Source organism: Streptomyces thermocarboxydovorans, assembly GCF_039524635.1.
Classification (GTDB): Bacteria; Actinomycetota; Actinomycetes; order Streptomycetales; family Streptomycetaceae; genus Streptomyces; species Streptomyces thermocarboxydovorans.
The window spans coordinates 40,434-66,086 of record NZ_BAAAGU010000045.1 but is presented as its reverse complement, the minus strand read 5'-3'; the positions used below and the strand labels follow the sequence as shown (position 1 = coordinate 66,086).

At 69.2% G+C, this 25,653-nt stretch carries 24 protein-coding genes, 1 tRNA gene and 1 pseudogene; 18 read left to right on the top strand and 8 right to left on the bottom strand.

The genetic code is table 11. From position 1 onward, the window contains the following. The first annotated feature begins 67 nt into the window (after window positions 1-67). The 8 genes from ABD198_RS21250 to ABD198_RS30770 all read left to right on the top strand — a co-directional run bounded on the left by ABD198_RS21250 (window position 68) and on the right by ABD198_RS30770 (window position 7,723). Window positions 68-367 (top strand): ArsR/SmtB family transcription factor, encoded by a 300-nt coding sequence (locus ABD198_RS21250; protein ID WP_344004293.1) that lies wholly within the window; start codon window positions 68-70, stop codon window positions 365-367. Continuing rightward, on the top strand, window positions 364-678 hold the full coding sequence (locus tag ABD198_RS21245; RefSeq protein WP_344004289.1) for a hypothetical protein: 315 nt from the start codon (window positions 364-366) through the stop codon (window positions 676-678). The genes ABD198_RS21250 and ABD198_RS21245 overlap by 4 nt, the downstream gene beginning before the upstream one ends. A gap of 313 nt (window positions 679-991) precedes the next feature. Further along, on the top strand, window positions 992-3,115 hold the full coding sequence (locus ABD198_RS21240) for an MMPL family transporter (protein ID WP_344004286.1): 2,124 nt from the start codon (window positions 992-994) through the stop codon (window positions 3,113-3,115). Window positions 3,116-3,756: 641 nt separating this feature from the next. Further along, window positions 3,757-4,113 (top strand): hypothetical protein, encoded by a 357-nt coding sequence (locus ABD198_RS21235; RefSeq protein ID WP_344004283.1) that lies wholly within the window; start codon window positions 3,757-3,759, stop codon window positions 4,111-4,113. Between the two features lie 8 nt (window positions 4,114-4,121). Beyond that, window positions 4,122-4,634, top strand: a complete 513-nt coding sequence (locus ABD198_RS21230; protein WP_344004280.1) for a hypothetical protein — start codon at window positions 4,122-4,124, stop codon at window positions 4,632-4,634. A gap of 75 nt (window positions 4,635-4,709) precedes the next feature. Further along, the gene (locus ABD198_RS21225) at window positions 4,710-6,767 is read left to right on the top strand and encodes a GNAT family N-acetyltransferase (protein WP_344004277.1); all 2,058 of its coding nucleotides are present in this window, start codon (window positions 4,710-4,712) and stop codon (window positions 6,765-6,767) included. Further along, entirely contained in the window at window positions 6,764-7,243 is a 480-nt protein-coding gene (locus tag ABD198_RS21220) for an ASCH domain-containing protein (protein WP_344004274.1), read from the top strand. The genes ABD198_RS21225 and ABD198_RS21220 overlap by 4 nt, the downstream gene beginning before the upstream one ends. Window positions 7,244-7,390: 147 nt before the next feature. Next, window positions 7,391-7,723, top strand: a complete 333-nt coding sequence (locus ABD198_RS30770; protein WP_486388894.1) for an isochorismatase family protein — start codon at window positions 7,391-7,393, stop codon at window positions 7,721-7,723. Here the strand turns inward: ABD198_RS30770 and ABD198_RS30910 are convergent. Beyond that, window positions 7,605-7,865 (bottom strand): annotated as a pseudogene (locus ABD198_RS30910) (helix-turn-helix domain-containing protein); the annotation flags it as partial. The gene ABD198_RS30770 and the pseudogene ABD198_RS30910 sit on opposite strands and share 119 nt — an antisense overlap. 45 nt (window positions 7,866-7,910) lie before the next feature. Then, window positions 7,911-7,984: transfer RNA gene (locus ABD198_RS21215), tRNA-Gly, on the bottom strand. A 257-nt stretch (window positions 7,985-8,241) separates the two neighbouring features. On the opposite strand from ABD198_RS21215, the gene ABD198_RS21210 reads away from it, so the two are divergent. The 3 genes from ABD198_RS21210 (at window position 8,242) to ABD198_RS21200 (ending at window position 9,671) form a co-directional block, all read left to right on the top strand. Beyond that, complete coding sequence (locus ABD198_RS21210) at window positions 8,242-8,412, top strand: hypothetical protein (RefSeq protein WP_344004296.1); 171 nt, start codon at window positions 8,242-8,244, stop codon at window positions 8,410-8,412. Window positions 8,413-8,592: 180 nt separating this feature from the next. Continuing rightward, complete coding sequence (dcd, locus tag ABD198_RS21205; RefSeq protein WP_247470169.1) at window positions 8,593-9,168, top strand: dCTP deaminase; 576 nt, start codon at window positions 8,593-8,595, stop codon at window positions 9,166-9,168. Between the two features lie 5 nt (window positions 9,169-9,173). Further along, a complete protein-coding gene (locus tag ABD198_RS21200; protein ID WP_344004267.1) occupies window positions 9,174-9,671 on the top strand; it encodes a phosphoribosyltransferase in 498 nt (165 codons plus the stop codon). A gap of 100 nt (window positions 9,672-9,771) precedes the next feature. Here the strand turns inward: ABD198_RS21200 and ABD198_RS21195 are convergent, their stop codons facing one another. Both ABD198_RS21195 and ABD198_RS21190 read right to left on the bottom strand, forming a co-directional pair. Beyond that, window positions 9,772-10,788, bottom strand: a complete 1,017-nt coding sequence (locus ABD198_RS21195; protein WP_344004264.1) for a Yip1 family protein — start codon at window positions 10,786-10,788, stop codon at window positions 9,772-9,774. Window positions 10,789-11,075: 287 nt separating this feature from the next. Continuing rightward, window positions 11,076-13,358 carry a (Fe-S)-binding protein gene (locus ABD198_RS21190; RefSeq protein WP_344004262.1) on the bottom strand — a complete coding sequence of 761 codons (2,283 nt, stop codon included), beginning with the start codon at window positions 13,356-13,358 and terminating at the stop codon, window positions 11,076-11,078. A 324-nt stretch (window positions 13,359-13,682) separates the two neighbouring features. Between ABD198_RS21190 and ABD198_RS21185 the strand changes: the two genes are divergently transcribed. The 6 genes from ABD198_RS21185 (at window position 13,683) to ABD198_RS21160 (ending at window position 20,882) form a co-directional block, all read left to right on the top strand. Next, entirely contained in the window at window positions 13,683-15,113 is a 1,431-nt protein-coding gene (locus tag ABD198_RS21185) for an MraY family glycosyltransferase (protein ID WP_425580520.1), read from the top strand. A gap of 152 nt (window positions 15,114-15,265) precedes the next feature. Beyond that, window positions 15,266-17,110: a molecular chaperone DnaK gene (dnaK, locus tag ABD198_RS21180; RefSeq protein ID WP_344004259.1), complete on the top strand. Its 1,845-nt coding sequence runs from the start codon at window positions 15,266-15,268 to the stop codon at window positions 17,108-17,110. Further along, complete coding sequence (gene grpE, locus ABD198_RS21175; RefSeq protein WP_344004256.1) at window positions 17,107-17,826, top strand: nucleotide exchange factor GrpE; 720 nt, start codon at window positions 17,107-17,109, stop codon at window positions 17,824-17,826. Before dnaK ends, grpE begins: the two co-directional genes overlap by 4 nt. A 36-nt stretch (window positions 17,827-17,862) precedes the next feature. Then, entirely contained in the window at window positions 17,863-19,032 is a 1,170-nt protein-coding gene (dnaJ, locus tag ABD198_RS21170) for a molecular chaperone DnaJ (RefSeq protein ID WP_344004253.1), read from the top strand. A gap of 5 nt (window positions 19,033-19,037) precedes the next feature. Next, window positions 19,038-19,490, top strand: coding sequence for a heat shock protein transcriptional repressor HspR (locus tag ABD198_RS21165; protein WP_344004251.1), 453 nt, complete (start codon window positions 19,038-19,040; stop codon window positions 19,488-19,490). A 285-nt stretch (window positions 19,491-19,775) separates the two neighbouring features. Then, complete coding sequence (locus ABD198_RS21160) at window positions 19,776-20,882, top strand: sugar ABC transporter substrate-binding protein (protein WP_344004249.1); 1,107 nt, start codon at window positions 19,776-19,778, stop codon at window positions 20,880-20,882. Window positions 20,883-21,096: 214 nt separating this feature from the next. On the opposite strand, the gene ABD198_RS21155 is transcribed toward ABD198_RS21160, so the two are convergent. Continuing rightward, complete coding sequence (locus tag ABD198_RS21155; RefSeq protein WP_344004246.1) at window positions 21,097-21,273, bottom strand: hypothetical protein; 177 nt, start codon at window positions 21,271-21,273, stop codon at window positions 21,097-21,099. 335 nt (window positions 21,274-21,608) lie between these two features. Here ABD198_RS21155 and ABD198_RS21150 point away from each other — a divergent pair, with 335 nt between their 5' ends. After that, a complete protein-coding gene (locus ABD198_RS21150; protein WP_344004244.1) occupies window positions 21,609-22,637 on the top strand; it encodes a helix-turn-helix transcriptional regulator in 1,029 nt (342 codons plus the stop codon). On the opposite strand, the gene ABD198_RS21145 is transcribed toward ABD198_RS21150, so the two are convergent. From ABD198_RS21145 to ABD198_RS21135, 3 genes are read right to left on the bottom strand one after another with little or no spacing between them, the layout of a single operon-like run. After that, the gene (locus ABD198_RS21145; RefSeq protein ID WP_344004242.1) at window positions 22,600-23,583 is read right to left on the bottom strand and encodes a helix-turn-helix transcriptional regulator; all 984 of its coding nucleotides are present in this window, start codon (window positions 23,581-23,583) and stop codon (window positions 22,600-22,602) included. The genes ABD198_RS21150 and ABD198_RS21145 overlap by 38 nt on opposite strands. Further along, window positions 23,580-24,602, bottom strand: a complete 1,023-nt coding sequence (locus tag ABD198_RS21140; RefSeq protein ID WP_344004240.1) for a helix-turn-helix transcriptional regulator — start codon at window positions 24,600-24,602, stop codon at window positions 23,580-23,582. Before ABD198_RS21140 ends, ABD198_RS21145 begins: the two co-directional genes overlap by 4 nt. After that, entirely contained in the window at window positions 24,599-25,618 is a 1,020-nt protein-coding gene (locus ABD198_RS21135; RefSeq protein ID WP_344004238.1) for a helix-turn-helix transcriptional regulator, read from the bottom strand. The genes ABD198_RS21140 and ABD198_RS21135 overlap by 4 nt, the downstream gene beginning before the upstream one ends. Between the last annotated feature and the right edge of the window lie 35 nt (window positions 25,619-25,653).

The window sequence follows — 25,653 nt, the reverse complement described above, 5'->3', positions numbered from 1 at the left end:
CAGGTCGTTCGTCACACATCGACGTTGGACGCCCTCGTCTCATGTCCGCAGGCGATCCCTTGGACTCATTCATCTAGGCAACCCGCACCGCATGCGGATCGTCGCGGCGCTGATGGAGGGCAGGAACTACGTCAGCGCCCTGGCCCGCCAGATCGGCATGGGCCGGCCGTTGCTGCACATGCACCTCCAGCGGCTGGAGGCCGCCGGACTGGTCGTCGGCACGCTGGAACTCGCGGAGGACGGCAAGGCGATGAAGTACTTCGAAGTCGCTCCCTTCTTCTACGAGTTGTCACCGCACGTCATCGCCCGAGCGGCCGCGACGATCACCGAGACCGCTGACCGGACCGCGAAAGAGGAAGCGAAGTGAATGCAGAACTGGTGACGCTCGCCGCCGGAGCGGACGAGTGGGGGGTCCTGGTCGGTGCCGTCGGTGCGGCCGGGTTCTTCACCCTGCTCATCGTGATCGTCTGGCAGGTCGCCGCCACCTGGCGGGCCCGGATGCTGGCCGCGCGCGAGGAGCAGTACAAGGAACTGGCCACCAAGTACGCCCAACTCCTCGAGGACACGGTGGAGTTGCAGCGCCGGTCCGTCGAGGAGCAGCGGCACACCCTGGAGGAGCTGATGCAGACCCGGCGGGCCGTCGGCTCGATGGAGAAGATGATGCGCGAGATCGAATAGCGACCCCGCGTACCCCGTACCCCGCGTACCCCGTACCCCGCGTACTCCGTACCCCGCGTACCCCTCCGGGCCACCGAATTCCTGGCCCTCCTGCGGGTGTACGGATGATTCCAGGCCCGTATGCGGGTGTACGGCCGGTATACGGCCGGGAGCGCCCACTCCCGGCCGTACCGGAGAGCACACCCGAGGACACATCCATCCCGAACGCCACGGCAGGCCGTCACACCTCAAGCGCCGTGGTGCCGGTCCCGTGCGCCCTGCACCGGCCGCCTCGGCGGCCGGCGGCGGCGCGCTTCCACGAAGGAGACTACTCATGCAAGCGCTGCTGAAACGCGCCGCCCGCACACCCGGCGCGCGGCGCGGCTGGGCAAACCCCCTGCTGGGCAGGATCGTCCTGGCGGCCTGGCTGATCGCGGCCGTCGCCCTCGGACCCCTTGCCGGAAAACTCGGCGAGGTCGAGGACACCAGCGCCAACGCCTTCCTGCCGCGCGGCGCCGAGTCCGCGCAGGTCAACACCGAGCTGGAGAAGTTCCGTACGGACACGGTCATGCCCGCCGTGGTCGTCTACACCGGCGAGGGCGCCGAGCAGAAGGCCGCCGCCGACCGCGGCGCCTTCGCGCCGTACGTGGCGGACGGCGAGCAGGTCTCGCCGCCGATGCCGTCCGACGACGGCAAGGCCCTGATGACCGTGGTGCCGCTGGACGCCGAGGACGAGATCACCGACACCATCGAGGAACTGCGCGACATCGCCGGCGCCAACGCCCCGCCGGGCGTCGAGGTCGCCGTCGGCGGCCCGGCCGGCTCCCTCACCGACACCGTCGCCGTCTTCGACGGCCTCGACTCCACGCTGCTGATCGCCACCGCCGCTGTGGTGACCGTGCTGCTGCTGATCACCTACCGCAGCCCGTTCCTGTGGCTGCTGCCCCTGCTGTCGGTCGGCTTCGCCGCCGTCCTCACCCAGTCCGCCACCTACCTGCTCGCCAAGCACACCGGCCTGCCGGTCGACCCGCAGAGCGCCGGTGTGCTCATGGTGCTCGTCTTCGGCGTCGGCACCGACTACGCGCTGCTCCTCATCGCCCGCTATCGCGAGGAGCTGCACCGCCACGAGAACCGGCACGAGGCCATGCGGATCGCGGTGTCCCGCTCCGGCCCGGCGATCCTCGCCTCCGCCTCCACCATCGCCGTCGGCCTGGCCTGCCTGGCCTTCGCCGACATCAACTCCTCGCGCTCGCTGGGCCTGGTCGGCGCGATCGGCGTCGTCTGCGGCTACCTGGCGATGATCACCGCGCTCCCGGCGCTGCTCAGCATCACCGGCCGCTGGGTGTTCTGGCCCTTCGTGCCGCGCGCCGGCACCCCGGCCCGCAAGGAGCGCACCGTCTGGTCCCGCATCGCCACGGCCGTGGCCCGGCACCCCCGCTGGTCCTGGCTCTCGACCGTCGCCGTCACCGGCGTCCTCGCCCTCAGCACCGCGGGCATCTCCATGGGCCTGACCCAGGAGGAGCTGTTCCAGGACAAGCCCGAGTCGGTCGTCGCCCAGGAGCGCATCTCCGCCCACTACCCGTCCGGCGCCTCCGACCCCGCCCAGATCATCACCGCCACCGACCGCGCCGGCGAGGTCCGCGAGGCGGCCACCGAGGTCGACGGCGTCGCCCGCGTCGAACAGCAGGCGGACCGCACCCCCGACGGCGAACTCACCATGCTCTCCGTCGTACTGAAGGACGCCCCCGACAGCCAGGCCGCCAAGGACACCATCGACGACCTGCGCGAGGCCGTGCACCGGGTGGACGGCGCGGACGCCCTGGTCGGCGGCACCACCGCCGAGAGCCTCGACACCCAGCGTGCCGCCGACCGCGACCTGACCACGGTCATCCCGATCGTGCTGCTGGTCGTCCTGGCCGTGCTGATCTGGCTGCTGCGCGCCCTGGTCGCCCCGATCCTGCTGCTGGCCACGGTGGTCCTGTCCTACGTCGCCGCCCTCGGCGCCTCGAACCTGATCTTCGAGCACGTCCTGGACCACGGCGGTGTCGACTGGTCGATCCCCCTCATGGGCTTCGTCTTCCTGGTCGCCCTGGGCATCGACTACAACATCTTCCTCATGCACCGCGTGAAGGAGGAGACGGCCCGCCTCGGCCACACCCGCGGCGTCCTGGAGGGCCTGACCAGCACCGGCGGCGTCATCACCTCCGCCGGCATCGTCCTCGCCGCCACCTTCGCGGTCTTCGCGGGCCTGCCCCTGGTGACCATGGCCCAGATGGGCGTCCTCGTCGGCATCGGCGTCCTCCTGGACACGTTCCTCGTCCGCACGGTCCTGGTCCCGGCCCTCGCCCTGGACCTCCGCCGCCACTTCTGGTGGCCGGGGCCCCTGTCCCGGCCGCGGGCGGATGCGCCCGAGCCGGAGGCGTCCCGTCGGCCTGCGGAGGAACACGAACTGGCCTGACGGTCCGTCAATCCCTGCTGCGTGTGGCCCTGCACCCGCATAACCGGTGCGGGGCCACACGCTTTCATGCACGGCGACTGGCGAGCCGGTAGATCAGGTACGAGAACCCGAGGATCACGTCGGCCGCCGCCCACAGGGCGACGACGAGGCTCGCCCCGAGGGCGGTGCCGAGATCGCCTGCGTCCTTGCACAGCTCCAGGTCCTCACCCGTCAGTCCCCGGCAGTCGTCCGCCGCGCTGCTGCTGTTCGCCAGACCCGCAATGATCCAGATCAGGAACAGGACCTGGACGGCTAGAAAGAACCACAGAAAGATCCGGCCCCTCGGGGTGTGTGAGCTGCTGCTTCATCACAAAAGGGAACACGGGCACTGCCGTGTCCTGATGCGCGAGCCTTCCCGCCGTCATTCCATGTCCTCAAGAGGTGTGACAAGCTCAACTGTCCGCTCCACACAGGTGGTTGATAACCTCGCACCCGCGAAGTGCAGTGACTGCTGCAAACCCCACGCAGCTGTGGGAGCGACACGGGGGAACGAATTGACTTGGGAAGAGTGGGAGAAGGTCAGGGCTGCGGCGTTGGACGGTCGGGCTGCCCGAATGCAACTGAATCAGGCTGGACCGACAGCTGCAGGTGACGCGGACCTCGTGGTCTACCAGGACGACCTCGGCGCTGTCGGCCATGAGGCGTTCGTTCTCCACAGCGAGCTGAGAAAGAAGTCCGATATAGCCGGAATGGGCGCGGACGACAACGGGTCCGGGACCACCATGCAAGCGGCCTCGGAGCTCAAGAGCCGTAATCTCGCCCTCGGTTCGGAACTGGAGTCGACTGTCGAGATCTGGACTTCGCAGGTGAAGCATGTGCTGCAGGCCTGCGCGCACATCTCCAACCATCTGGACTACAGCAAGAAGCTGCACGGGCAGGAAGACGCCAGAATCGCCGCCGAGATCAGTGGCCGTACGGGAACGCTCCCCGTCTCGGCGTTGAACGACTACTTCAAGTAGGAAGCGCCATGAGCAACTTCTCGTATTCGGATCTCATGGCCTTGGACCTCACCAAGCTGGGCACGGCTGCGTCCGATTGGCGAAAGATGGCCGACGACCTGGCCGAGCTTGCGACCGATGCCCGGGACGGCTTGACGAAGAAGTCGGACCGAGCCCGTTGGAAGGGCGTCAACGCCGCCGTCACCAAGGACTTCGTACGCAAGACGGCCAAGGAGTTCAAGGATCTCCAGACAGAGGCCGAGAGCGTCGCCAACGTCCTCGCGGACGCGTACAGCGGACCCGCTTCCGGGGCCCGACGACGACAGCCGCGACGGACGCACGGACCCGGGCCGAGAGCAACAGCAGTACCGAGCGACCGGCACGACGGACTGACCGGCAAGACTGCAGCCCTCTTCCCGCAACGCCGTCCTCATCGGCGGACTGAGGGCCTTGTCCCGAGTGATGCGCTTGGCTGTACGGCGGTTGGGACATTGTCCGGAGTACTGTGCGCCCCCTGTGCTCCCTTGAGGGGCGGTCTCTGAATGAGCTCAGCTTCTCCTGCATGCCTACCGCAGGGGAGTTGCGCCGGAGGTGACCGGCCCAACCGGAGGGGAGCGATGGCGATCAAGTTAGTGTCTGTTTCGCCCGTGCAGGACGAGCTGATCGACAAGGCCATAGCCCTGGGTGATCGCTACACCAAGACGCTGGGGCTTCTCACACCTCCGGCTTACCGGAAAGCAGCGGAGGACGGCGGCCTTCTCGTCGCTGTCGAAGGGGACGAGGTCCTCGGCTACGCGCTGTTCGGACTGCCGAAGAGGAGTGCGCGTATTCGGCTCGCACACCTGTGTGTGGCGGAGGAACAGCGTGGCCGGGGCATCGCCCGTCGGCTGGTGGAGGGCATCAAGAAGCGGTACCCACAGCGGCTCGGGATCAAGGCCAAGTGCCGACGGGACTACAACCTGAGTGGGATGTGGAGGAGCCTCGGTTTCGTCCCGGACGGCGAGGTGCGAGGCCGTGGCCGTGACGGTGAGATCCTGGACGGCTGGTGGCTGGACCTCGGCCATCCGGACCTGTTCACGGAGATGGAGAGCGACGCTCTCCTAGTGGTCACGGTCGACCACGGAGTCTTCGCCGATCTTCGCGGCCTCGCCAACCCGGACGGCGCGGAGGAATCCCGTGCACTGGAAGCCGGCTGGATGGCTGACCTCGTGGAACTCGCATACACGCCCCAGCTGGTCCATGAGATCCGGGATCTCTCGGACACGGCCGAGCGTCGGCACCAGCGGGCGGCACTGACCGGTCTGCGCAAGCTCTCCCCGGACCTGTCAGCCGTCGACGAGCGAAGCCGCGAACTCATCCAAGCGGTCGGTCATGCCATGCCCGACCTGACCGATGACGCCGAGCTTCGGTCCCGCTTGCGATATGTGGCTGAGACGTCGTGCGCTGGCCTGCAGGCCCTTGCGACGCGCGATCCACTGCTCTCCCGACTGGCCGATGTGGCCTGGGAGGTCGCCCGTGTCCGGGTGGTCTCACCTTCGACCGTGACGCTGCATGTGGACGAGTTGCGACAGGCCCAGATGTACCGCCCGGCTGATTTGATGGGCACGGAGTTCCGGTCTGGGGAAGTGGCGCCGGGTGCGGAGGATGAACTGGTCGTCTTCTTCCACCAGTCGGGTGGCGACGACGGATCGGCCTTCGCCGAGCGGCTGCGGTCGCTGAACGGGGACACGGTCGCCTGGCACCGTGAGCTGCTCCGGGACGGTCAGGGACGTCCGGTCGCCCTTTATGCGTGGGCATCGGACGGACGAACCCTCATCGTCCCCGTCCTCCGCACAGCCGGCCACCCGCTGGAACAGACTCTTGCCCGGCAGCTCCTCTTCCTGATCAAGCGACTCGGCCGGGACTGCGGTGCCGAGATCATCCGCATCAACGATCCGCATCCCTCCGAGGCCGCCAGATCTGCGGCTGGAGACGACGGGTTCTTCGAGCATGACGGCAGGCTCGTCGCTCTCCTTGTGAACGCGTGCGGGACGGCAGCCGAGGTGGAGGCTGTGGCCGGCGGGCTCGCCCGCGAGCTGACTGTCGATACGACCTCGCTCCGTGCTGACATGCCCGCCGAGGTCGCGTCCATGGTGGAGCGTGCGTGGTGGCCGGCGAAGGTCATCGACTCCCAGCTGCCGTCCTTCCTGGTGCCCATCAAGCCGCGCTGGTCGACTGAGCTGTTCAACGTGCCCGCCATGCTCATGCCGCGCAGTGACGTCCTGGGCATCAGCAGGGAGCACGTCTACTACCGCTCCTCGAGCCGCCGCGGAGAGAGCGTTCCGGCGCGCTTGCTGTGGTACGTCAGCGAGGGGAACTCCCCCGGCGAAGGGCAGATGGTGGTGGGCAGTTCGCGACTCGACGAGGTGCTCATCGACACGCCTGACGCCCTCTTCTCCAAATTCGAACACTTGGGCGTATATGGTCGAGCCGAGGTTCAAGAAGCTGCCGATGCCTCCGGTCGTGCCATGGCGTTGAGGTTCTCGGACACCGAGATCTTCCCGAGGGCGGTGACGCTGCGACGATTGACCTCCCTGGCGAAGAAGCTGGGACTACCGTTGTCGCTGATCTCCCTGTCGAAGATCAGTAACGAGCTGTTCCAGGCGGTCTACCAAGAGGGGCACAGAACGACGTGAACGATCCGGAACGCGCGATGCTGCTGTCCGTCCACCCACGCTTCGCCACCGCGATCCTGGCGGGCAGCAAGACGGTGGAGGTCCGCCGCCAGCGCGTCGCCGCGCCGCCCGGAACCCCGGTCCTGCTCTACGCGACCGCGCCCACCATGGCTCTGGTGGGCATGGCGCGCATCTCCTCGATCCATGTGGCCTCCCCCCAGGAGGTGTGGTCGGCTCACAGTGGACGGACGGGAATCACCCGACGTGAGTACGACGCCTACATGAGCGGCGCGACCCAGGCGAGTGGCCTCACGTTGGAGGATCCGCTCTCATTTGCTGAGCCCGTGACCCTCAGCGCACTGCGCTCTGCCGGAGCCTTCCACCCTCCGCAGAGCTACCGCTACATGAAAGGGGAAGAGCTACGGCAGGTCGCTGTGGCAGGGCGCGTCGTAGGTACCGCCCTTCGCGAAGCCCTGGGAGACCTCGTACCCGCATAGCCCTGGCCTGGACTACGGAGAAGTGCCCCGAGCTCACCCGACAACCGGCGGCACTGCTCGAGGAACTGACCAGGAGCTCCATCGACTTTGCGAGCATCACGGTCGAGGACTCCTGCATGCTGAGCACGGTCAACGAGGGAGCCAGTCGTGAGTATCGATCGGATCTACGAGGACCCCTACACAGCGCCGCGGTTCGCGTCGTCGGCCCTCATCACCATCGACGTCCAGCGGGACTTCCTGTCGGAGGCGCCGCACGGCATCGCCGGAACGACCGAGGTCCTTCCTCAAATCCGCCAGGTCGCGTCCGCCTTCCGCGCCACGCGGCGTCCCGTGATCCACATCGTCCGAGTGGCGCCAGTTGCCGCAGGGTCAGATTCGTCCGCCAGTACGCGGCAACCAGCAGCACCCGGTCCTCCAGCGGCAGGCTCCAGGGCCGGCCCTTGCGAACCGGGTCCGCACCCTCACGCCGCAGCGCGGTGATCAGCTTGCCGAACTGCCGCGGGCTCAGCCCGGTGAACGGGGGTATCCAAGGGGCTGGCGCGTCCAGAGTGGCGCCTGAAGGCGCGCGTGAGACGACCTTTTGGCTCGACTTACGGCACGCGGAGGCGCGGAACCCCCAAATTGCCTGGTCAAAACAAACCCCAGGCCGCTGACCTGGGGTTTCGTATGGAGCGGGTGACGAGAATCGAACTCGCGCTCTCAGCTTGGGAAGCTGATGTTCTACCATTAAACTACACCCGCGCAAGATCCAGAACGCCGACCGTGATCGGTGTCCGGACGCTCGTCCACTTTACCTCATGCCAGGCCCCCGGTGTCCAAGCCCAGGGGCCTGACTGTGTTTCAGGGGATGGATGAGGCTGCGAGGGGTACGAGTTGGGGCGTACGGTGAGGGGGGCGTGAGCGTGCGGAGTGCCGCCTGGAGGGGCGTCTCTTTGATCCCGTAATGTGGCTTTTGTCGTCACGGCAGTCAGCCAGACGCGCCTCTGGGGAAGGGACTCTTGGACTTGATGGAGCGCACCGTCGTCCGCTGTGCCGATGGGCACGTGTTCACCGCCGCCTCGTTCCCGATGCAGCAGGCCGAGCGACTCGGCCCGGGCCGGCTGCTGCGCTGTCCGCGCTGTGCGCGGCTCCGCAGCGTCGTGCCGGTCGCGCTGCAGAAGCAGCAGTAGGCAGCGGCAGGCAGCAGTAGGCATCAGTGGGCAGAGACGGCCGCGGAGCAGCAGTGAGCGGCACGGGATGCAGCGGGATGTAAGCGTCCGGTGACCGAGGAGGGTGCCGGAGCACAGGGACGTGGGCGCGCGGGACGGTGCGGTTGTGGCCGGTCCGCGCGCCTTGCGTATTCTCGGGGCGTGCTTCTCTCAGACAAGGACATCCGGGCCGAGATCGATGCCGGGCGGGTACGCATCGATCCCTACGACGAATCCATGGTGCAGCCGTCGAGCATCGACGTGCGGCTGGACCGGTACTTCCGGGTGTTCGAGAACCACCGGTACCCGCACATCGACCCCTCCGTCGAGCAGGCCGACCTGACGCGTCTGGTGGAGCCGGAGGGCGACGAGCCGTTCATCCTGCACCCCGGTGAGTTCGTGCTGGCCTCGACGTACGAGGTGATCACGCTCCCCGACGATCTGGCCTCCCGCCTCGAGGGGAAGAGCTCGCTCGGCCGGCTCGGGCTGGTGACGCACTCCACCGCCGGCTTCATCGACCCCGGGTTCTCCGGTCACGTCACCCTGGAGCTGTCGAACCTCGCCACGCTCCCGATCAAGCTGTGGCCCGGCATGAAGATCGGCCAGCTGTGCATGTTCCGGCTCAGCTCGCCCGCCGAGTTCCCCTACGGCAGTGAGCGCTACGGCTCGCGGTACCAGGGACAGCGCGGCCCCACCGCCTCGCGGTCCTACCTCAACTTCCACCGGACCCAGGTTTGAGCGGCATGAGCGACGCACGGGAGAATCTCACCTACGAGCAGTTCGGCGTGGCGGTGCGCGAACTCGCACAGGCCATCGCGGACGACGGCTACCAGCCGGACATAGTGCTCTCCATCGCCCGCGGCGGTGTCTTCGTCGCCGGCGGCCTCGCCTACGCCCTCGACTGCAAGAACATCCACCTGGTCAACGTGGAGTTCTATACGGGTGTCGGGACGACGCTCGAGATGCCGGTCATGCTGGCGCCCGTCCCGAACGCCATCGACTTCACCGACAAGAAGGTGCTGATCGCGGACGACGTCGCCGACACGGGCAAGACGCTCAAGCTGGTCCGCGACTTCTGCCTGGACGCTGTCGCCGAGGTCCGCAGCGCCGTCGTCTACGAGAAGACGCAGTCCCTGGTGAAGTGCGAGTACGTCTGGAAGCGCACGGACGACTGGATCGACTTCCCGTGGTCCGTCCAGCCGCCCGTGGTCAGGCGGGCGGGGCAGGTGCTCGACGCCTGAGAGACGGTCCCGTGCAGGGGCTGAGGGCAGAGAGAAGGGGCTTCCGGGAGGAAGCCCCTTCTGCGTGTGCGGCCGGAGGCCCGGTGGCCCCGAGGGCGTTCTAGAACGTGCCCAGCTTCACGATCGACAGGAGGGCGATCAGCTGGATCGCGGAGGCGCCCAGGGCCTTCGGCCAGGGCAGGTCGTGGGAGCGGCTGACCATCATCGTGAGCAGGGCGCCGGCCGCGACCCAGGTGGCCCAGCCGAGGATCTGCACGAAGGGCGCGTCGCCGCCGAGGAACATGGCGACCAGCAGACGGGGCGCGTCGGTCAGGGACATGATCAGCATGGAGAGGCCGACCGTCGGCTGCCAGGCGCCGTTGCCGCCGAGCTGGCGGGCCAGGGTGTGGGTGACCACGCCCAGGATGAAGGAGCTGATCACCATCGCCACGGCCGTCGTCAGGACGATCGGGACGGCGTTCGAGAGGGTCGCGTTGATCGCGTCCTCGCGGGCGCCGTCGAAGCCGAAGACGGCGATCAGGCCGTAGATGAAGGTGACGATGAGGGCGGGGCCCCACATCGTGTAGTCCCGCATCTGGAGGAAGGTCTGGGCCGGGGACAGGACGACGCCCTTGAGGAGGTCCTTCCAGTGCAGACGCGGGCCCACGGGGCCGGGGGGCGGGGCCTGGTAGGTGTCGCCCTGGACGTAGGGGTCGTCGATGGAGAAGGCCTGGGTGTGCCCGGGGTTGTTGGCCGCGTACGGGTCGTGCGGGGCGCCGGGCGGGTAGGCGCCGTCGCCGAAGTACTCGGGCTCGCCGTGGCCGCCCCCGGGGCCGCCGTGAGGGCCCCGGCCGGGGCCGTGCGGGCTCGGCCAGGGGCTGCCGCCCGGCCCGCCGGGGCCGCTGCCGTACGACGGCTGCGGCGGGTACGGCTGAGGCGGTTGCGGGTAGCCGTACGACGGCCCCTGCGGCGTCTGCTGTCCGTACGGGGGGTGTTGCGGGTGCGCGTTGGGAGCGCCGTTGTTGTTCCGGCCGCGTCCGATCCTGAATCCAGCCACGTCTTCGAACGTACCTGGTCGCGGAAGGTCGCGTGTCCGGCCCCCGGTTTTGCGGGCCCCTTTGCGGCCGAGCTGTGACATCCCCTAAGGGGTCGTCAGGCCCGGTGTCCGTCCCCGGTAGTGCGCCGGTCCGTCCCGGGTAGTGCTTCGCGGGAGGCGGTCATCCGTAGGGGGGAGAGAGGGCGGGAGGCAGGTCGTGCCCGGCCGCGCGGGAGAGGGCCCGCTGTACGGGGAAGGCCGTCCGTACGAGCCAGGTGTACGGCGAAGGGCCGCCCGGGGGACGGGCGGCCCTTCGTTCGCGTGTGGTCGCAGACGGCTCAGCGAGCTCGGCCGGCCTCAGCCGGCCCCGCGCCCGCCGACCGCGACGGTCACTTCACCGGCTCCGGCTCCGGCTCGCTCTCGGTCTCGGCGGAGCCTTCGGGGTCGGCCGGGGTCTTGACGGACTCCAGCAGCAGCTGGGCGACGTCGACGACCTGGACGGATTCCTTGGCCTTGCCCTCGTTCTTCTTGCCGTTGACCGAGTCGGTGAGCATGACCAGGCAGAACGGGCAGGCGGTGGAGACGATGTCCGGGTCGAGGGAGAGGGCCTCGTCGACGCGCTCGTTGTTGATGCGCTTGCCGATGCGCTCCTCCATCCACATCCGGGCGCCGCCGGCGCCGCAGCAGAAGCCGCGTTCCTTGTGGCGGTGCATCTCCTCGTTGCGGATGCCGGGGACGCTGGAGATGATCTCGCGCGGGGGCGTGTAGATCTTGTTGTGGCGGCCCAGGTAGCAGGGGTCGTGGTAGGTGATGATGCCCTCGACCGGGGTCACCGGGATCAGCTTGCCCTCGTCGACGAGGTGCTGCAGCAGCTGGGTGTGGTGGATGACCTCGTAGTCGCCGCCGAGCTGGGGGTACTCGTTGCCCAGGGTGTTCAGGCAGTGCGGGCAGGTGGCGACGATCTTCTTGGCCGACTTCGGCTTCTTCGACTCGGGCGTGACGTTGCCCTCGTCGTCCATCTCCTCGCCGAACGCCGTGTTCAGCGCGGCGACGTTCTCCATGCCGAGTTCCTGGAAGAGGGGCTCGTTGCCCAGGCGGCGGGCGGAGTCACCGGTGCACTTCTCGTCGCCGCCCATGATCGCGAACTTGACGCCCGCGATGTGCAGCAGCTCGGCGAAGGCCTTGGTGGTCTTCTTGGCGCGGTCCTCCAGGGCGCCGGCGCAGCCGACCCAGTACAGGTACTCGACCTCGGAGAGGTCCTCGATGTCCTTGCCGACGATGGGGACCTCGAAGTCGACCTCCTTGAGCCACTCCAGGCGCTGCTTCTTGGCCAGGCCCCAGGGGTTGCCCTTCTTCTCCAGGTTCTTGAGCATCGTGCCCGCCTCGGACGGGAACGCGGACTCGATCATGACCTGGTAGCGGCGCATGTCGACGATGTGGTCGATGTGCTCGATGTCCACCGGGCACTGCTCCACGCAGGCGCCGCAGGTGGTGCAGGACCACAGCACGTCGGGGTCGATGACGCCGTTCTCCTCGGCGGTGCCGATCAGCGGGCGCTCGGCCTCGGCGAGGGCGGCGGCGGGCACGCCGGCCAGCTGCTCCTTCGTCGCCTTCTCCTCGCCCTCCATGGTCTTGCCGCCGCCGGCCAGCAGGTAGGGGGCCTTGGCGTGGGCGTTGTCCCGCAGGGACATGATCAGCAGCTTGGGGGAGAGGGGCTTGCCGGTGTTCCAGGCCGGGCACTGCGACTGGCAGCGGCCGCACTCGGTGCAGGTGGAGAAGTCCAGCAGGCCCTTCCAGGAGAAGTGCTCGACCTGGGAGACGCCGAAGACGTCGTCCTCACCGGGGTCGGTGAAGTCGATCGGCTTGCCGCCGCTGGTCATCGGCAGCAGCGCGCCGAGCGAGGTGGAGCCGTCGGCGTTGCGCTTGAACCAGATGTTCGGGAAGGCCAGGAAGCGGTGCCAGGCGATGCCCATGTCCTGCTTCAGCGCGACCGTGATCATCCAGATGAAGGAGGTGGCGATCTTCAGGCCGGCGAAGAAGTAGACCAGGTTCTGCAGCGTGGGGACGTCCAGGTCCTGCAGGGCGGCGACGACCGGGTACGAGATGAAGAAGGAGGCCTCGTAGCCGTCGACGTGGTGCAGGGCGCCCTCGAGGGCGTGCAGCATGAAGATGCAGACGCCGACGATCAGGATGACGCCCTCGACGAAGTACGCCTGGCCGAAGCTGGAGCCGGCGAAGCGGGACTTGCGGCCCGGCTTGCGCGGGTGGCTCAGCTGCCGGATGACGATCAGGGTCAGGATGCCGAGCACGGTCATCGTGCCGATGAACTCGACGAAGACGTTGTACGGGGCCCAGTCGCCGAGGACCGGCAGGATCCAGTCGGCCTGGAAGAGCTGACCGATCGCGTTGACGATCGTCAGCAGCAGGGTGAAGAAGCCCACCGCCACGAACCAGTGCGCGACGCCGACGATGCCCCAGCGGTTCATCCGGGTGTGGCCGAGGAACTCACGTGCCACGGTGAGGGTGCGCTGCGCGGGCTGGTCGGTGCGGGTTCCGGCCGGAATCGGCTGGCCCATCCGCATGTGGTTGACGATCTGCAGGACAGCGCGGCCGAACAGTGCCACGCCGACCACGATCAGGACCAGCGACACGATGATCGCGGCGAGTTGCATTGGGGGCTCCTCGGGCCTGCGAGGGTTGCGAAGGGGCGGTATTACTAAGCGGTAACTTATGCAGTCCGTTCGAGATTACCCCTATCTTCGGCCGCACTGTAGCCGGGTACGGGGTGATCTGAATCGCTGAGGGTTGCCTGACATGGCGCCCGGCGGCACGGCTCCCGCGGCCTCCGGCGACACGGCCGGCGGTATGGCCCTGAGGGGAGCTATTGCGCCGGACGGGGGACGGGCGGCAGCGCCGAACGGGGTGTCCGTGATGGCACCTCGCTTCCGATCGTGTTATTCACGCCAAATCTGTACATACGCCCCTAACTTATATCCGTGCTCTACGGGATCGTCGTCGCCATCACCGCTCTGCTGCTCTCCGCCCTGCTCGCGGCGGCGCTGCGCGGGCCCGCCCTGCGCCTCGGCGCCGTGGGCCGGCGGCGGCAGCGGGCGGTTCCGCTGTCCGGGGGAATCGCCGTCCTGCTGGTCACCGCCCTGGTCACCGGTGTCGGTGACTGGACGGGGGTCGCACCGCTCGGCAGCGGGGCCGGACGGATGCTGGTGGCCGGGGTCTGGGTCGGCGCGCTCGGGCTGCTCGTGGACCACTGCCGGCTGCGCTGGTGGGTGCCGCTCGCCGGTACGGCGCCGGCCGCGCTGGTCGTCGTTCCGTACGCGGAGACCGGGCCGTGGGCCGGGCTGCTGGCCGCGGGGTGGATCGCCTGCGTCACCGTGGCCTTCCGGGGGCTCGACCACGCCGACGGGCTGGCCGGGAGCGTGGCGGTGGTGACCGCGTTCGGGGTGGCGGCCTGCGCGGCCGTGGAGCTGATGGACGGGGTCGCGGTGCTGCTGAGCGTGCTGGCCGCGGCGCTCACCGGCTTCCTCATGCACAACTGGCATCCGGCCCGGGTCGCGCTGGGCGCGGGCGGGGCGCTGTTCGCCGGGTTTCTGCTCGCCTCGGCGGCGGTGTTCGTGCGCGCCGGGCACGGGCTGGACGCGAGCGCCTGGGTGCTGTTCGCGCTGACCGCGGTGGTGTGCGCGGACGCCGTCCTGGTGGTGCTGTCGCGGTGCCTGGCCCGCAGGCCCCTGCCGCGCGGCCGCCCGGACCATCTCGCCCACCGTCTGCGGCGCCTCGGGCTCGCCCCGCGCGCCGCTACCGTACTGCTGGGCGCCGGCGCGCTCGCCGGTGTCACGGTCGCGGTGCTCACCCACGCGGGCCATGCCTCCCAGGGAGGCGTGCGCTGGGTGGCGGCGGTTACCGTGGTGGTGGTCCTCGCACTGGTGCGGGTTCCGGTGTCGACGGCGGCGCCGGAATCGGCCCGGACGACGGTGAGGGCGACGGTACGGACGCATGCCGGGACGGCGGCGTCACGGACAACGGCAACGGCAAGGGCGACGGCAAGGGCGACGGCAAGGGCGACGGCGACGGTGAGAACGCCGGCCGGGGCGGCCGGAAGGGCCGTGAAGGGGTCCTACGGCCGTACGGCGGCCGGAGCCGGACCCGGAGCCGGACCCGCAGCCGGATCCGGAGCAGTGAAGGGAGCCGGTCCCCGCGGCCGGTCCCAGGCGGGGCGACCCGGGCGGCCCGGGCAGCCGGGGCGATCCCCGGTCACCGCCACCGCTCCCCGCCCCCGCTCGGTCGGCCCGGTCGCCGACCCGCCCCGCGGGCGCCTGCGCCGGGCACCCGGTGTGCCGCGCAGCCGGTCGTCCGAGGAGCCGCCCGCACGGGCCCGGCGCCTTGCGCGTCAACTTCCTTTTCGGAGCCCATAGCCGATCCCCGGCCGCATCCTCCCAGGTCAGAGGATCGTTGCGTGTAATGAACAGATAAGAGTTGAGTCTGAGCGACTCAGGTCTGTTGACCCGGCCTCCCGGTGTCAGGCATGCTTGAGTCCGTTCCACTCAAGTCAGCTGGAGGAATCGAAATGGCACGTGCGGTCGGCATCGACCTGGGCACGACTAACTCCGTCGTCAGCGTTCTGGAGGGCGGCGAGCCCACCGTCATCACCAACGCCGAGGGCGCCAGGACCACGCCTTCCGTCGTCGCCTTCGCCAAGAACGGTGAGGTGCTGGTCGGTGAGGTGGCCAAGCGCCAGGCCGTGACCAACGTCGACAGGACCATCCGGTCGGTCAAGCGCCACATGGGCACCGACTGGAAGATCAACCTGGACGGCAAGGACTTCAACCCGCAGCAGATCAGCGCCTTCGTGCTGCAGAAGCTGAAGCGGGACGCCGAGGCGTACCTGGGCGAGAAGGTGACCGACGCGGTCATCACCGTCCCGGCGTACTTCAACGACGCCGAGCGCCAGGCGACCAAGGAGGCCGGTGAGATCGCCGGTCTGAACGTGCTGCGCATCGTCAACGAGCCGACGGCCGCCGCACTGGCCTACGGCCTCGACAAGGACGACCAGACCATCCTCGTCTTCGACCTCGGTGGCGGTACCTTCGACGTCTCCCTGCTGGAGATCGGCGACGGTGTGGTCGAGGTGAAGGCCACCAACGGTGACAACCACCTCGGTGGTGACGACTGGGACCAGCGCATCGTCGACTACCTGGTCAAGCAGTTCCAGTCGGGCCACGGCGTGGACCTGTCCAAGGACAAGATGGCGCTGCAGCGTCTGCGCGAGGCCGCCGAGAAGGCGAAGATCGAGCTGTCCTCGTCCACCGAGACCTCGATCAACCTGCCCTACATCACCGCCTCGGCCGAGGGCCCGCTGCACCTCGACGAGAAGCTCACCCGTGCCCAGTTCCAGCAGCTGACCGCGGACCTGCTCGAGCGCTGCAAGACCCCGTTCAACAACGTGATCAAGGACGCCGGCATCTCCGTCAGCGAGATCGACCACGTCGTCCTGGTCGGTGGCTCGACCCGTATGCCCGCCGTCGCCGACCTGGTCAAGGAGCTGACCGGCGGCAAGGAGGCCAACAAGGGCGTCAACCCGGACGAGGTCGTCTCCATCGGCGCCGCGCTCCAGGCCGGTGTCCTCAAGGGCGAGGTCAAGGACGTCCTGCTGCTGGACGTCACCCCGCTGTCCCTCGGCATCGAGACCAAGGGCGGCATCATGACCAAGCTGATCGAGCGCAACACCACGATCCCGACCAAGCGCTCCGAGATCTTCACGACGGCCGAGGACAACCAGCCGTCCGTGCAGATCCAGGTCTACCAGGGCGAGCGCGAGATCGCGGCGTACAACAAGAAGCTCGGCATGTTCGAGCTGACCGGTCTGCCGCCGGCGCCGCGCGGCGTCCCGCAGATCGAGGTCTCCTTCGACATCGACGCCAACGGCATCATGCATGTCACGGCGAAGGACCTCGGCACCGGCAAGGAGCAGAAGATGACCGTCACCGGCGGCTCCTCGCTCCCGAAGGAAGAGGTCGACCGCATGCGCGAGGAGGCCGAGCGCTACGCGGAGGAGGACCACAAGCGCCGCGAGGCCGCCGAGACCCGCAACCAGGGCGAGCAGCTGGTCTACCAGACCGAGAAGTTCCTGGCCGACAACCAGGACAAGGTCCCCGGCGAGATCAAGACCGAGGTCGAGGCGGCCGTCGCCGAGCTGAAGGAGAAGCTCAAGGGCGACGACACCGCCGAGATCCGCACCGCCACGGAGAAGGTCGCGGCCGTCTCCCAGAAGCTGGGCCAGGCCATGTACGCCGACGCCCAGGCCGCGCAGGCGGCGGGCGGCGCCTCGGCCGGTGCCGGTGAGACCAAGGCCGACGACGACGTCGTCGACGCCGAGATCGTCGACGACGACCGGAAGGACGGTGCCGCGTGACGGAGGAGAACCCGGGCTTCGACGAGCAGCAGCAGCCCCGGCAGCCGCAGCAGCCGCAGCCCGAGGTCCCCTCCGGCGCCGCTTCCGAGGACGCCGAGCCGCAGGCCGCCCCCACCCCCTCCGCGGAGGAGGAGGCGGCGGCCCCGGCCGGGGACACGGGCCAGAACGCGGCCCTGGTGGCTCAGCTGGACCAGGTGCGCACCGCGCTCAACGAGCGCACCGCGGACCTGCAGCGGCTCCAGGCCGAGTTCCAGAACTACCGCCGCCGGGTCGAGCGCGACCGGGTCGCGGTCAAGGAGATGGCGGTCGCGAACCTGCTGACCGAACTCCTTCCCGTGCTCGACGACATCGGCCGGGCGCGGGAGCACGGCGAGCTGGTCGGCGGCTTCAAGTCGGTCGCCGAGTCGCTGGAGACGACCGTGGCGAAGATGGGCCTGCAGCAGTTCGGCAAGGAGGGCGAGCCCTTCGACCCGACGATCCACGAGGCCCTGATGCACTCCTACGCCCCGGACGTCACCGAGACGACCTGCGTCGCGATCCTCCAGCCGGGGTATCGCATCGGCGAACGCACCATCCGCCCCGCGCGGGTGGCCGTCGCCGAACCGCAGCCGGGCGCGCAGACGGTCAAGGCCGACAAGAAGGCCGAGAGCGCCGAGAACGCCGGTGCCGCGGACCAGGCGGACGACAAGGAGAACGGTGGCCCGGAGGAGGGCTGACCCAATCACGGACAACGGGAAGGAGGGACGTCGGGGATGAGTACCAAGGACTTCATCGAGAAGGACTACTACAAGGTCCTCGGCGTCCCCAAGGACGCCACCGAGGCCGAGATCAAGAAGGCGTACCGGAAGCTCGCCCGCGAGTACCACCCGGACGCCAACAAGGGCAACGCCAAGGCCGAGGAGCGGTTCAAGGAGATCTCCGAGGCGCACGACGTCCTCGGCGACCCCAAGAAGCGCAAGGAGTACGACGAGGCCCGCGCACTGTTCGGCAACGGCGGCTTCCGCCCGGGGCCGGGCGCCGGCGGCGGCACGTTCAACTTCGACCTCAGCGACCTGTTCGGCGGTCCGGCCGGGCAGGGCGGAGGCTTCGGCGGCGGTCTCGGTGACGTCTTCGGGGGCCTGTTCGGCCGCGGCGGCGGCGCGGGCACGCGGACGCAGCCGCGGCGTGGCCAGGACATCGAGTCCGAGGTCACGCTCAGTTTCACCGAGGCGATCGAGGGGGCGACCGTCCCGCTCAGGATGTCCTCCCAGGCGCCCTGCAAGGCCTGTTCGGGCACCGGCGACAAGAACGGCACACCGCGTGTGTGCCCGACCTGCGTCGGCACCGGGCAGGTCGCGCGGGGCAGCGGCGGCGGCTTCTCCCTCACCGACCCCTGCCCCGACTGCAAGGGGCGCGGTCTGATCGCCGAGACCCCTTGCGACGTCTGCAAGGGCAGCGGCCGGGCCAAGTCCTCGCGGACGATGCAGGTGCGCATCCCCGCGGGCGTCAGCGACGGCCAGCGGATCCGGCTGCGCGGCAAGGGCGCACCGGGCGAGCGCGGCGGTCCGGCGGGCGACCTGTACGTGGTCGTGCACGTCGGCAAGCACCCGGTGTTCGGCCGCAAGGGCGACAACCTCACCGTCACCGTGCCGGTGACGTTCGACGAGGCCGCGCTCGGCGGCGAGGTGCGGGTGCCCACGCTGGGCGGGCCGCCGGTCACGCTGAAGCTGCCGCCGGGCACGCCCAACGGACGCACCATGCGCGCCCGGGGCAAGGGCGCGGTACGCAAGGACGGCACCCGCGGTGATCTGCTGGTCACCGTCGAGGTGAGTGTTCCCAAGAACCTGTCGGGGAAGGCTCGTGAGGCGCTGGAGGCGTATCGCGAGGCAACCGCGGGTGAGGACCCGCGGGCGGAGCTGTTCCAGGCCGCGAAGGGAGCTTGATTGAGATGGACGGCCGTCGACGGAATCCGTATGAACTGACCGAGGACACCCCGGTCTACGTCATCTCGGTGGCGGCCCAGCTCTCCGGCCTGCACCCGCAGACCCTGCGGCAGTACGACCGTCTGGGGCTGGTCTCGCCGGACCGTACCCCGGGGCGGGGCCGCCGCTACTCGGCCCGCGACATCGAACTGCTCCGCCAGGTGCAGCAGTTGTCGCAGGACGAGGGCATCAACCTGGCCGGAATCAAGCGCATCATCGAACTGGAGAACCAGGTCGCCGAACTCCAGGCGCGGATCGCGGAACTGGAGGACGCGCTGGACGGCGCGGCGGCGGCGATGCGCCAGCGCGAGGCGGCCGTCCACGCCTCCTACCGCCGCGATCTGGTCCCGTACCAGCAGGTGCAGCAGACCAGCGCGCTGGTGGTCTGGCGGCCCAAGCGGCAGCAGCAGTCGGACTGACACCTTCCGGGGTTCCGCTTCGGGGCCCGGAAGCCGGCGTCGGCCTCCGGGCCCCTTCGCGTGCCCGTGGGAGCGCGCACACATCAATGACCGGCGTATGTGCAGGTGTTCGCGGTTGCCCCGCGATTCCTCCCCGGGTCCCTCACGAGATCAGCGGAGCGTGTCGTATCCACTTCGTTAAGTGGTTCCTCTTGACGCCGATGGCGGGTGAAGATTGGCTTTTCAGTCACATGGGTCGCACTGCTGTGCCCACGTCCCGAATTACGTACTGAAGTGGACCTTCGCATGCGTCGTCGTATCGCCATATCCGTGGCCGCCACCTCCGTGTCCGTGATGCTCGCCGGCTGCGGCGTGCTCGACGCGACGGGAAGCAGCGACGACGCCAGCCCCACCAAGGGCAACGACGTGAAGATCGGCCTGCTGCTGCCGGAGAAGGCCAACACGCGCTACGAGCAGTTCGACTACCCCATCTTCAAGCGCAAGGTGGACGCCCTCACCGGCGGCGAGGGCCAGGTCGTCTACGCCAACGCGGACGCGGACGCGGCCAAGCAGGAGAGCCAGCTGCAGCAGATGATCGACGACCGGCTCGATGTCATCGTGCTGGACGCGGTCGACTCGCACGGCATCGCGGACGGCGTGAAGAAGGCCAAGGAGGCCGGCATCCCGGTCATCGCCTACGACCGGCTCGCCGAGGGCCCGATCGACGCGTACATCTCCTTCGACAACGAGCTCGTCGGCCAGGTCCAGGGACGGTCGCTGCTGGAGGCCCTCGGGGACGTCAAGGGCACCGACAAGATCGTCATGATGAACGGCTCGCCCACCGACCCCAACGCCAAGCAGTTCAAGGCGGGCGCGCTGTCGGAGATCAAGGGCAAGGTGACCATCGCCGCGTCCTTCGACACCAAGGGCTGGAAGCCGGAGAACGCCCAGGCCAACATGACCCGGGCGATCAACGAGATCGGCGCGGAGAACATCGCCGCCGTCTACTCCGCCAACGACAGCATGGCGGGCGGCATCGTCAAGGCTCTCCGGGCCGCCGGCGTCACCGACCTGCCGCCCATCACCGGCCAGGACGCGGAGCTGGCCGCGGTGCAGCGGATCCTCACCGGCGAGCAGTACATGAGCGTGTACAAGTCCTACCCGCAGGAGGCCGAGTCCGCCGCGGAGATGGCCGTGGCGAAGATCCAGGGCAAGGACATCCAGTTCGACGCGCTGACCCGCGACCGGGTGGACAGCCCCACCCACAAGAACATCCGGGCCCAGCTGGTGCCGGTGGTCGCGCTGACCAAGGACAACATCAAGGACACGGTCATCGCGGACGAGATCTACGAGGTGTCGGACATCTGCACCGCCAAGTACAAGGCGGAGTGCGAGGCGATCGACCTGAAGTGAGCGCGGGCCCGCGTGAGCAGGGCGGGTCGCCTGAAGTGAGCGCGGTCCTGCATGAGGTGAGCGCGGGCTTGCGTGAGGTGAGCGCGGGCTTGCGTGAGGTGAGCGCGGGCCGGCCGAGCGCTCGGGTCCGCCTGGTGTGAGCGCGGTGCGCTCGACGTGACAGCCGTGGTGAGCACGGCCCCGGCCAGGGGGGACGGCGGCCGGGGCCGCGCGTTCAGGGGGAAGCGGGCGGGCAGTCCTCGCCCAGCAGCCTGAGCCACTGCCGCTCGCGCTCCGTCAACGGGCAGCGCACGGAAGCACCGCTCCTGCTCGCCGCGCCGCCCTCCGCCTCGTGGTGAGGCGTGGAACTGGACTCGCTGTCCGACTTCTCGCTGACATCCCACCTGGTCACAGTGGTGCCCTGCCTTCCCCGTCAAGCCCGGTCATGCCTGGGCGGCCAGGGCCGCGTCGGCGGCAGCCCTGGCCGGACTCCCCCGTGAGTCCCCCGTGTTCCCCCGCGGATCCCCCGTGTTCCCCCGGGAAACCCCCGTGTTCGAGACAATCCCATCTCCGCCCGCACCGACACCACCCTCATCTTGTTGCAACGGGTCATCCCGGGGGAGTGCACATAGCGGAATCCGGGCCATCAAAGGGGGCGATTCCGCGGTCGAGCCGTGTTGCGCAGCACGTTCCGTCCGCGCATAGTTGCGCTGCGGAAAGGCGCTGCAACCGGGGGTGGAACGGGCGATGGCCGGGCACGGGACGGACGAGCATCCACACGGTGCTGACCGACTGTGCGAGGCCGGGGACCGCGTGTACTCCCGTGCCGTACGGCGCGGGCGCGTGCACCGCCGGGACGCCGAACCGGTTCCCTGCCTCCTCGAACTCGCCCTGCTGCACCCCGACCCCGACGACATGGACTGGCTGGTGCCGACCTCGCCCCAGGAGGTCATGACCCGGCTGCTGCGCGAGGTATACGAGGAGATCAGCACCAGCCGGCGCCGGGTGGGCTCCGCGGTGGAGGCCTTCGAGTGGTACGCGGGCCTGGGCCGCCAGGTGCAGCCCGCACCGGCGGCGGAGGGCCCCGCCATCCGCGTCCTGGACGGACTCGCCCGCATCCAGGCGGCGATGGACGAGGCGACCCAGGCGTGCACCGCCGAGGTGCTGACCGTCCAGCCCGGCGGCATCCGGCGCGAGGCGGAACTCTCCGAGGGCCTGCACCGGGCGATGGCTCTGCGCCGGCGCGGGGTGCGGATGCGGGACCTGTACACCCATGTGGCCCGGCACGGCCACGGGCTGCTCTCCTACCTGGAGTTGATGGGCGGCGCGGTGGAGGCCCGCACCCTGGACGAGGTGACCGAGCGCCTGATCCTCTTCGACCGCACGGTCGCCTTCATCCCCGCCAACGCCGAACGCACCATGGCCCTGGAGCTGCGCCACCCCGCACTGGTCGACTACCTGGTGACCGTCTTCGACCGCTTCTGGCGCCTGGCCATCCCCCTGACCGCGCCGCTCCCCGACACCGGCATCGAGGGCATCTCGCACCGGGAGCGGTCCATCGCGGCGCTGCTGGCGGAGGGCCACCAGGACGCGGTCATCGCCGGGCGCCTGGGCATCAGCGTGCGCACCTGCCGGGCGCACATCGCCCGCCTCTCGGAGACCCTGGGCGCGGCCAGCCGCGCCCAGCTGGGCGTCCGCATAGCCCAGGCCGGCCTGGACCGCTCCCACTCCCCGACCCTCACCGTCCCCGATCAAGAATCCCCGACCGCCCGATGAGGTAGCCGAGCTGGGCTCGGCTCTGGCTGCCGAGGGTGGCGGCGAGTTTGGCGATGTGGACGCGGGCGGTGCGGACGTTCATGCCGAGGCGTTCGGCGATCGCGGTGTCGGTGTGTCCTTCGACGAGGAGTTCGGCGATGGCGCGCTGGCGCGCGGTGATGCCGTCGGGGGAGGGCGGCTGGACGGCCTGGGGGAACATGGGGGTGGCCAGGCGCCAGAGCCGTTCGAAGGTCGTTGCGAGGAAGGTGACGATCGCCGGGTGACGGATCTCCAGTGCGGTGGTCCGGTCCGCTCGGGCGGGAATGAAGGCGACTCGGCGGTCGCAGACGAGAAGTCGGTCGGTGACCTCGTCGAGCGTGCGCGCCTGGACGTCGCCTCTCAGTTGCTCGTAGCGGGCGGCGACTTTGGGGGCGTGCCGCAGAGTGTGCGGGTAGAGGGCGCGGATACGGCCGCCGCGGTCGAGCAGCGCCTGATCACGCCGGAGGGCGGACTCGTCGGTGACCCCGCCGGAGTGGGTGGATCTGGCGCGGGGCTGGATCGCCAGGATTTCGGAGGCATCGGTCACTGCCTCATCGATGGCCCTGTTGATGCGTTCGAGCGAGGTGTGGAGCGTGAGAGCGGACGTCGTCGACGCAGCGTCCTTGTGCTCGGTGGCCGTGAGCAGTGGTGCGACAGCCTCCACCAGCCGCTGCTCCCGGCGACGTTCGTCGGCGATGCCCTCCGCGGAGGCGCGCAGGAGGCGACGCAGGACGATCTGGGGTGCCACCGGCGTCCATGTGCCCGGGGCTTCGACGGAGGGTTGCAGCAGGCCGAGGTCGGTCAGGCATGTGGCGTGCTCGACCTCCTGAGACGACAGGGAGTCCTCGTGCAGGGCCCGTTGGTAGAGCTCCCTGCCTGTGGCGCAAAGCTCCTCCATGCCGTGCACGGGATGCGGCATCGAGGTCACGTGTCGGCTCCCTGGTGATCGACGTGGTCGACGTGGTCGACGTGATCGAGGATCCCTGACTGGCCGATGAGGTAGCCGAGCTGGGCGCGGCTCTGGCTGCCGAGGGTGGCGGCGAGTTTGGCGATGTGGACGCGGGCGGTGCGGACGTTCAAGCCCAGTCGTTCGGCGATGGCGGTGTCGGTGTGGCCCTCGATGAGGAGTTCGGCGATGGCGCGCTGCCGGGGAGTGAGCCCGTCGGGCCCCGCCTGGGGGGTGCGCTGGGGGAACATCGGCTTCGCCAGGCGCCAGAAGCGGTCGAAGGCGGTGGCGAGGTAGCCGACGATCGCCGGATTGCGTATCTCGGCCGCGAGCGAGCCGTCCTCGTCGGCGGGCAGGAAGGCGACCGCACGGTCGACGATGATGAGCCGGCCGGGCACCTCGGTCAGCGCGCGGGCCTCGAGGTCTCCCCTCATGTCCTGGCGGGAGATGACAGCGGGGAGGTGGCGCATCGTCTCCTGGTAGAGCGTGCGGACGCGTACGCCGCGGTCCAGTACTTCCTGGTCGCGTTCGTAGGCCAGCGCGTCGGCGTGATCGCCTCGGGGGCCGGTGAGGCCCGCTCGGGGCTGGACGGTGAGCACTTCGTGGGTGCTCTGGGCCATGGCGTCCGTGATGGCCTGTTTGATCCTCCTGGTGCCGCTGAGGATCTTGATGGTGGGGGTGCCGTCCTCAGGTGTGGGGGAGGCGCCGATGCGCGACAGGGCCTGGAACATGCCGGCGACCTCTTCCTCGCGCCGCCGGGCCTCGGCGATGCGTTCGCCGGACTCGCGCAGGTAGCGGTGGAGGGCCACCAGAGGGGCGGTCGGCTCCAGCCTTGTCACGTCGTCGAGGGCGGGATGCAGCAGGTCCAGGTCGATCAGACAGGGGGCCGCCTGGGCCTCCTGGGCCGGCACCGAGCCCTCGCGGAGGGCCCGTTCGTAGAGCCGGGCAGCCGCGGCGCACAGCTCCTCCACCCCGTGCTCGGCGTGCGGCGCCGAGTTCACTTGCCGTCTCCTCCGTGTTCGAGGATCCCCGACTGCGCGATCAGATAACCGAGTTGGGCACGGCTGCCGCTGCCCAGGGCAGAGGCCAGCTTGGCTATGTGGGCCCGGCACGTGCGGACGTTCATACCGAGGCGGCGGGCGATCGCCTCGTCGACGTGGCCTTCGACGAGCAGCTTGGCGATGGAGTGCTGGATGTCGGTGATGCCGTCGGGGGCGGTCTCGTAGGGCGCGCCGGCGCTCAGGGGCACGGCCCTGCCCCACATGAACTCGAACACCTTGATCAGGTAGCGGACCAGACCGGGGTGACGGAGTTCCAGGGCGACTTGACGGTCTTCGCGCACCGGGATGAAGGCCACGGTCTCATCGCATATGATCAGGCGTTCGACCAGTTCGTCGATGGTGCGGTACTCCACCTTGCCGTCGGTGAACTGTTCGACCCAGGCGATCCGTTCGGGGCTGTACCTGGCCGTGTGCTGGTAAAGCGTGCGGATCCGCACCCCACGCTCGATCAGGGGCCTGTCACGCTCCAGCGCCTCCATGAGCCGACGTTCCGGGTGGCGGTGGCTCGGCTGGACTGCGAGCACCTCGTTCTGGCACTGGGCGGTCGCCAGGTCGAGCGCCTCGTTGATACGGTCGAGCCCCTCCAGCACGGTGATCGAGTGGATGGACTCCGTTACCGGCGCGCCGAGGCCCAGGAACGGTTCAAAGGCGTCCGCCAACTGGATGGACAGCCGCCTGCGTTCGGCGATCTCGCGCTCGATCGGGTCCAGGCGTTGGGCCAGTACCACCGATGGCGGAACCGGTCGCAGCCAGTTCGGGTCGTCAGGATCGGGACGGAGCAGGGCGAACTCCATCAGGCACGGGGCGGGTTCCGCGTCCGCCCGGGCGATACGTCCTGTGCGGAGGGCGTTCGAGTAGAGACGACGTCCTTCCGGGCACAACTCCGTCATGGCATGGGGATGTGTCGCTTTGGTCCGATTTGTTGGCAAATCTCCACCCCCCAGGGTCCTGAACATGCAGGAACATGATGCACCGATCGTGTGGCCATGAC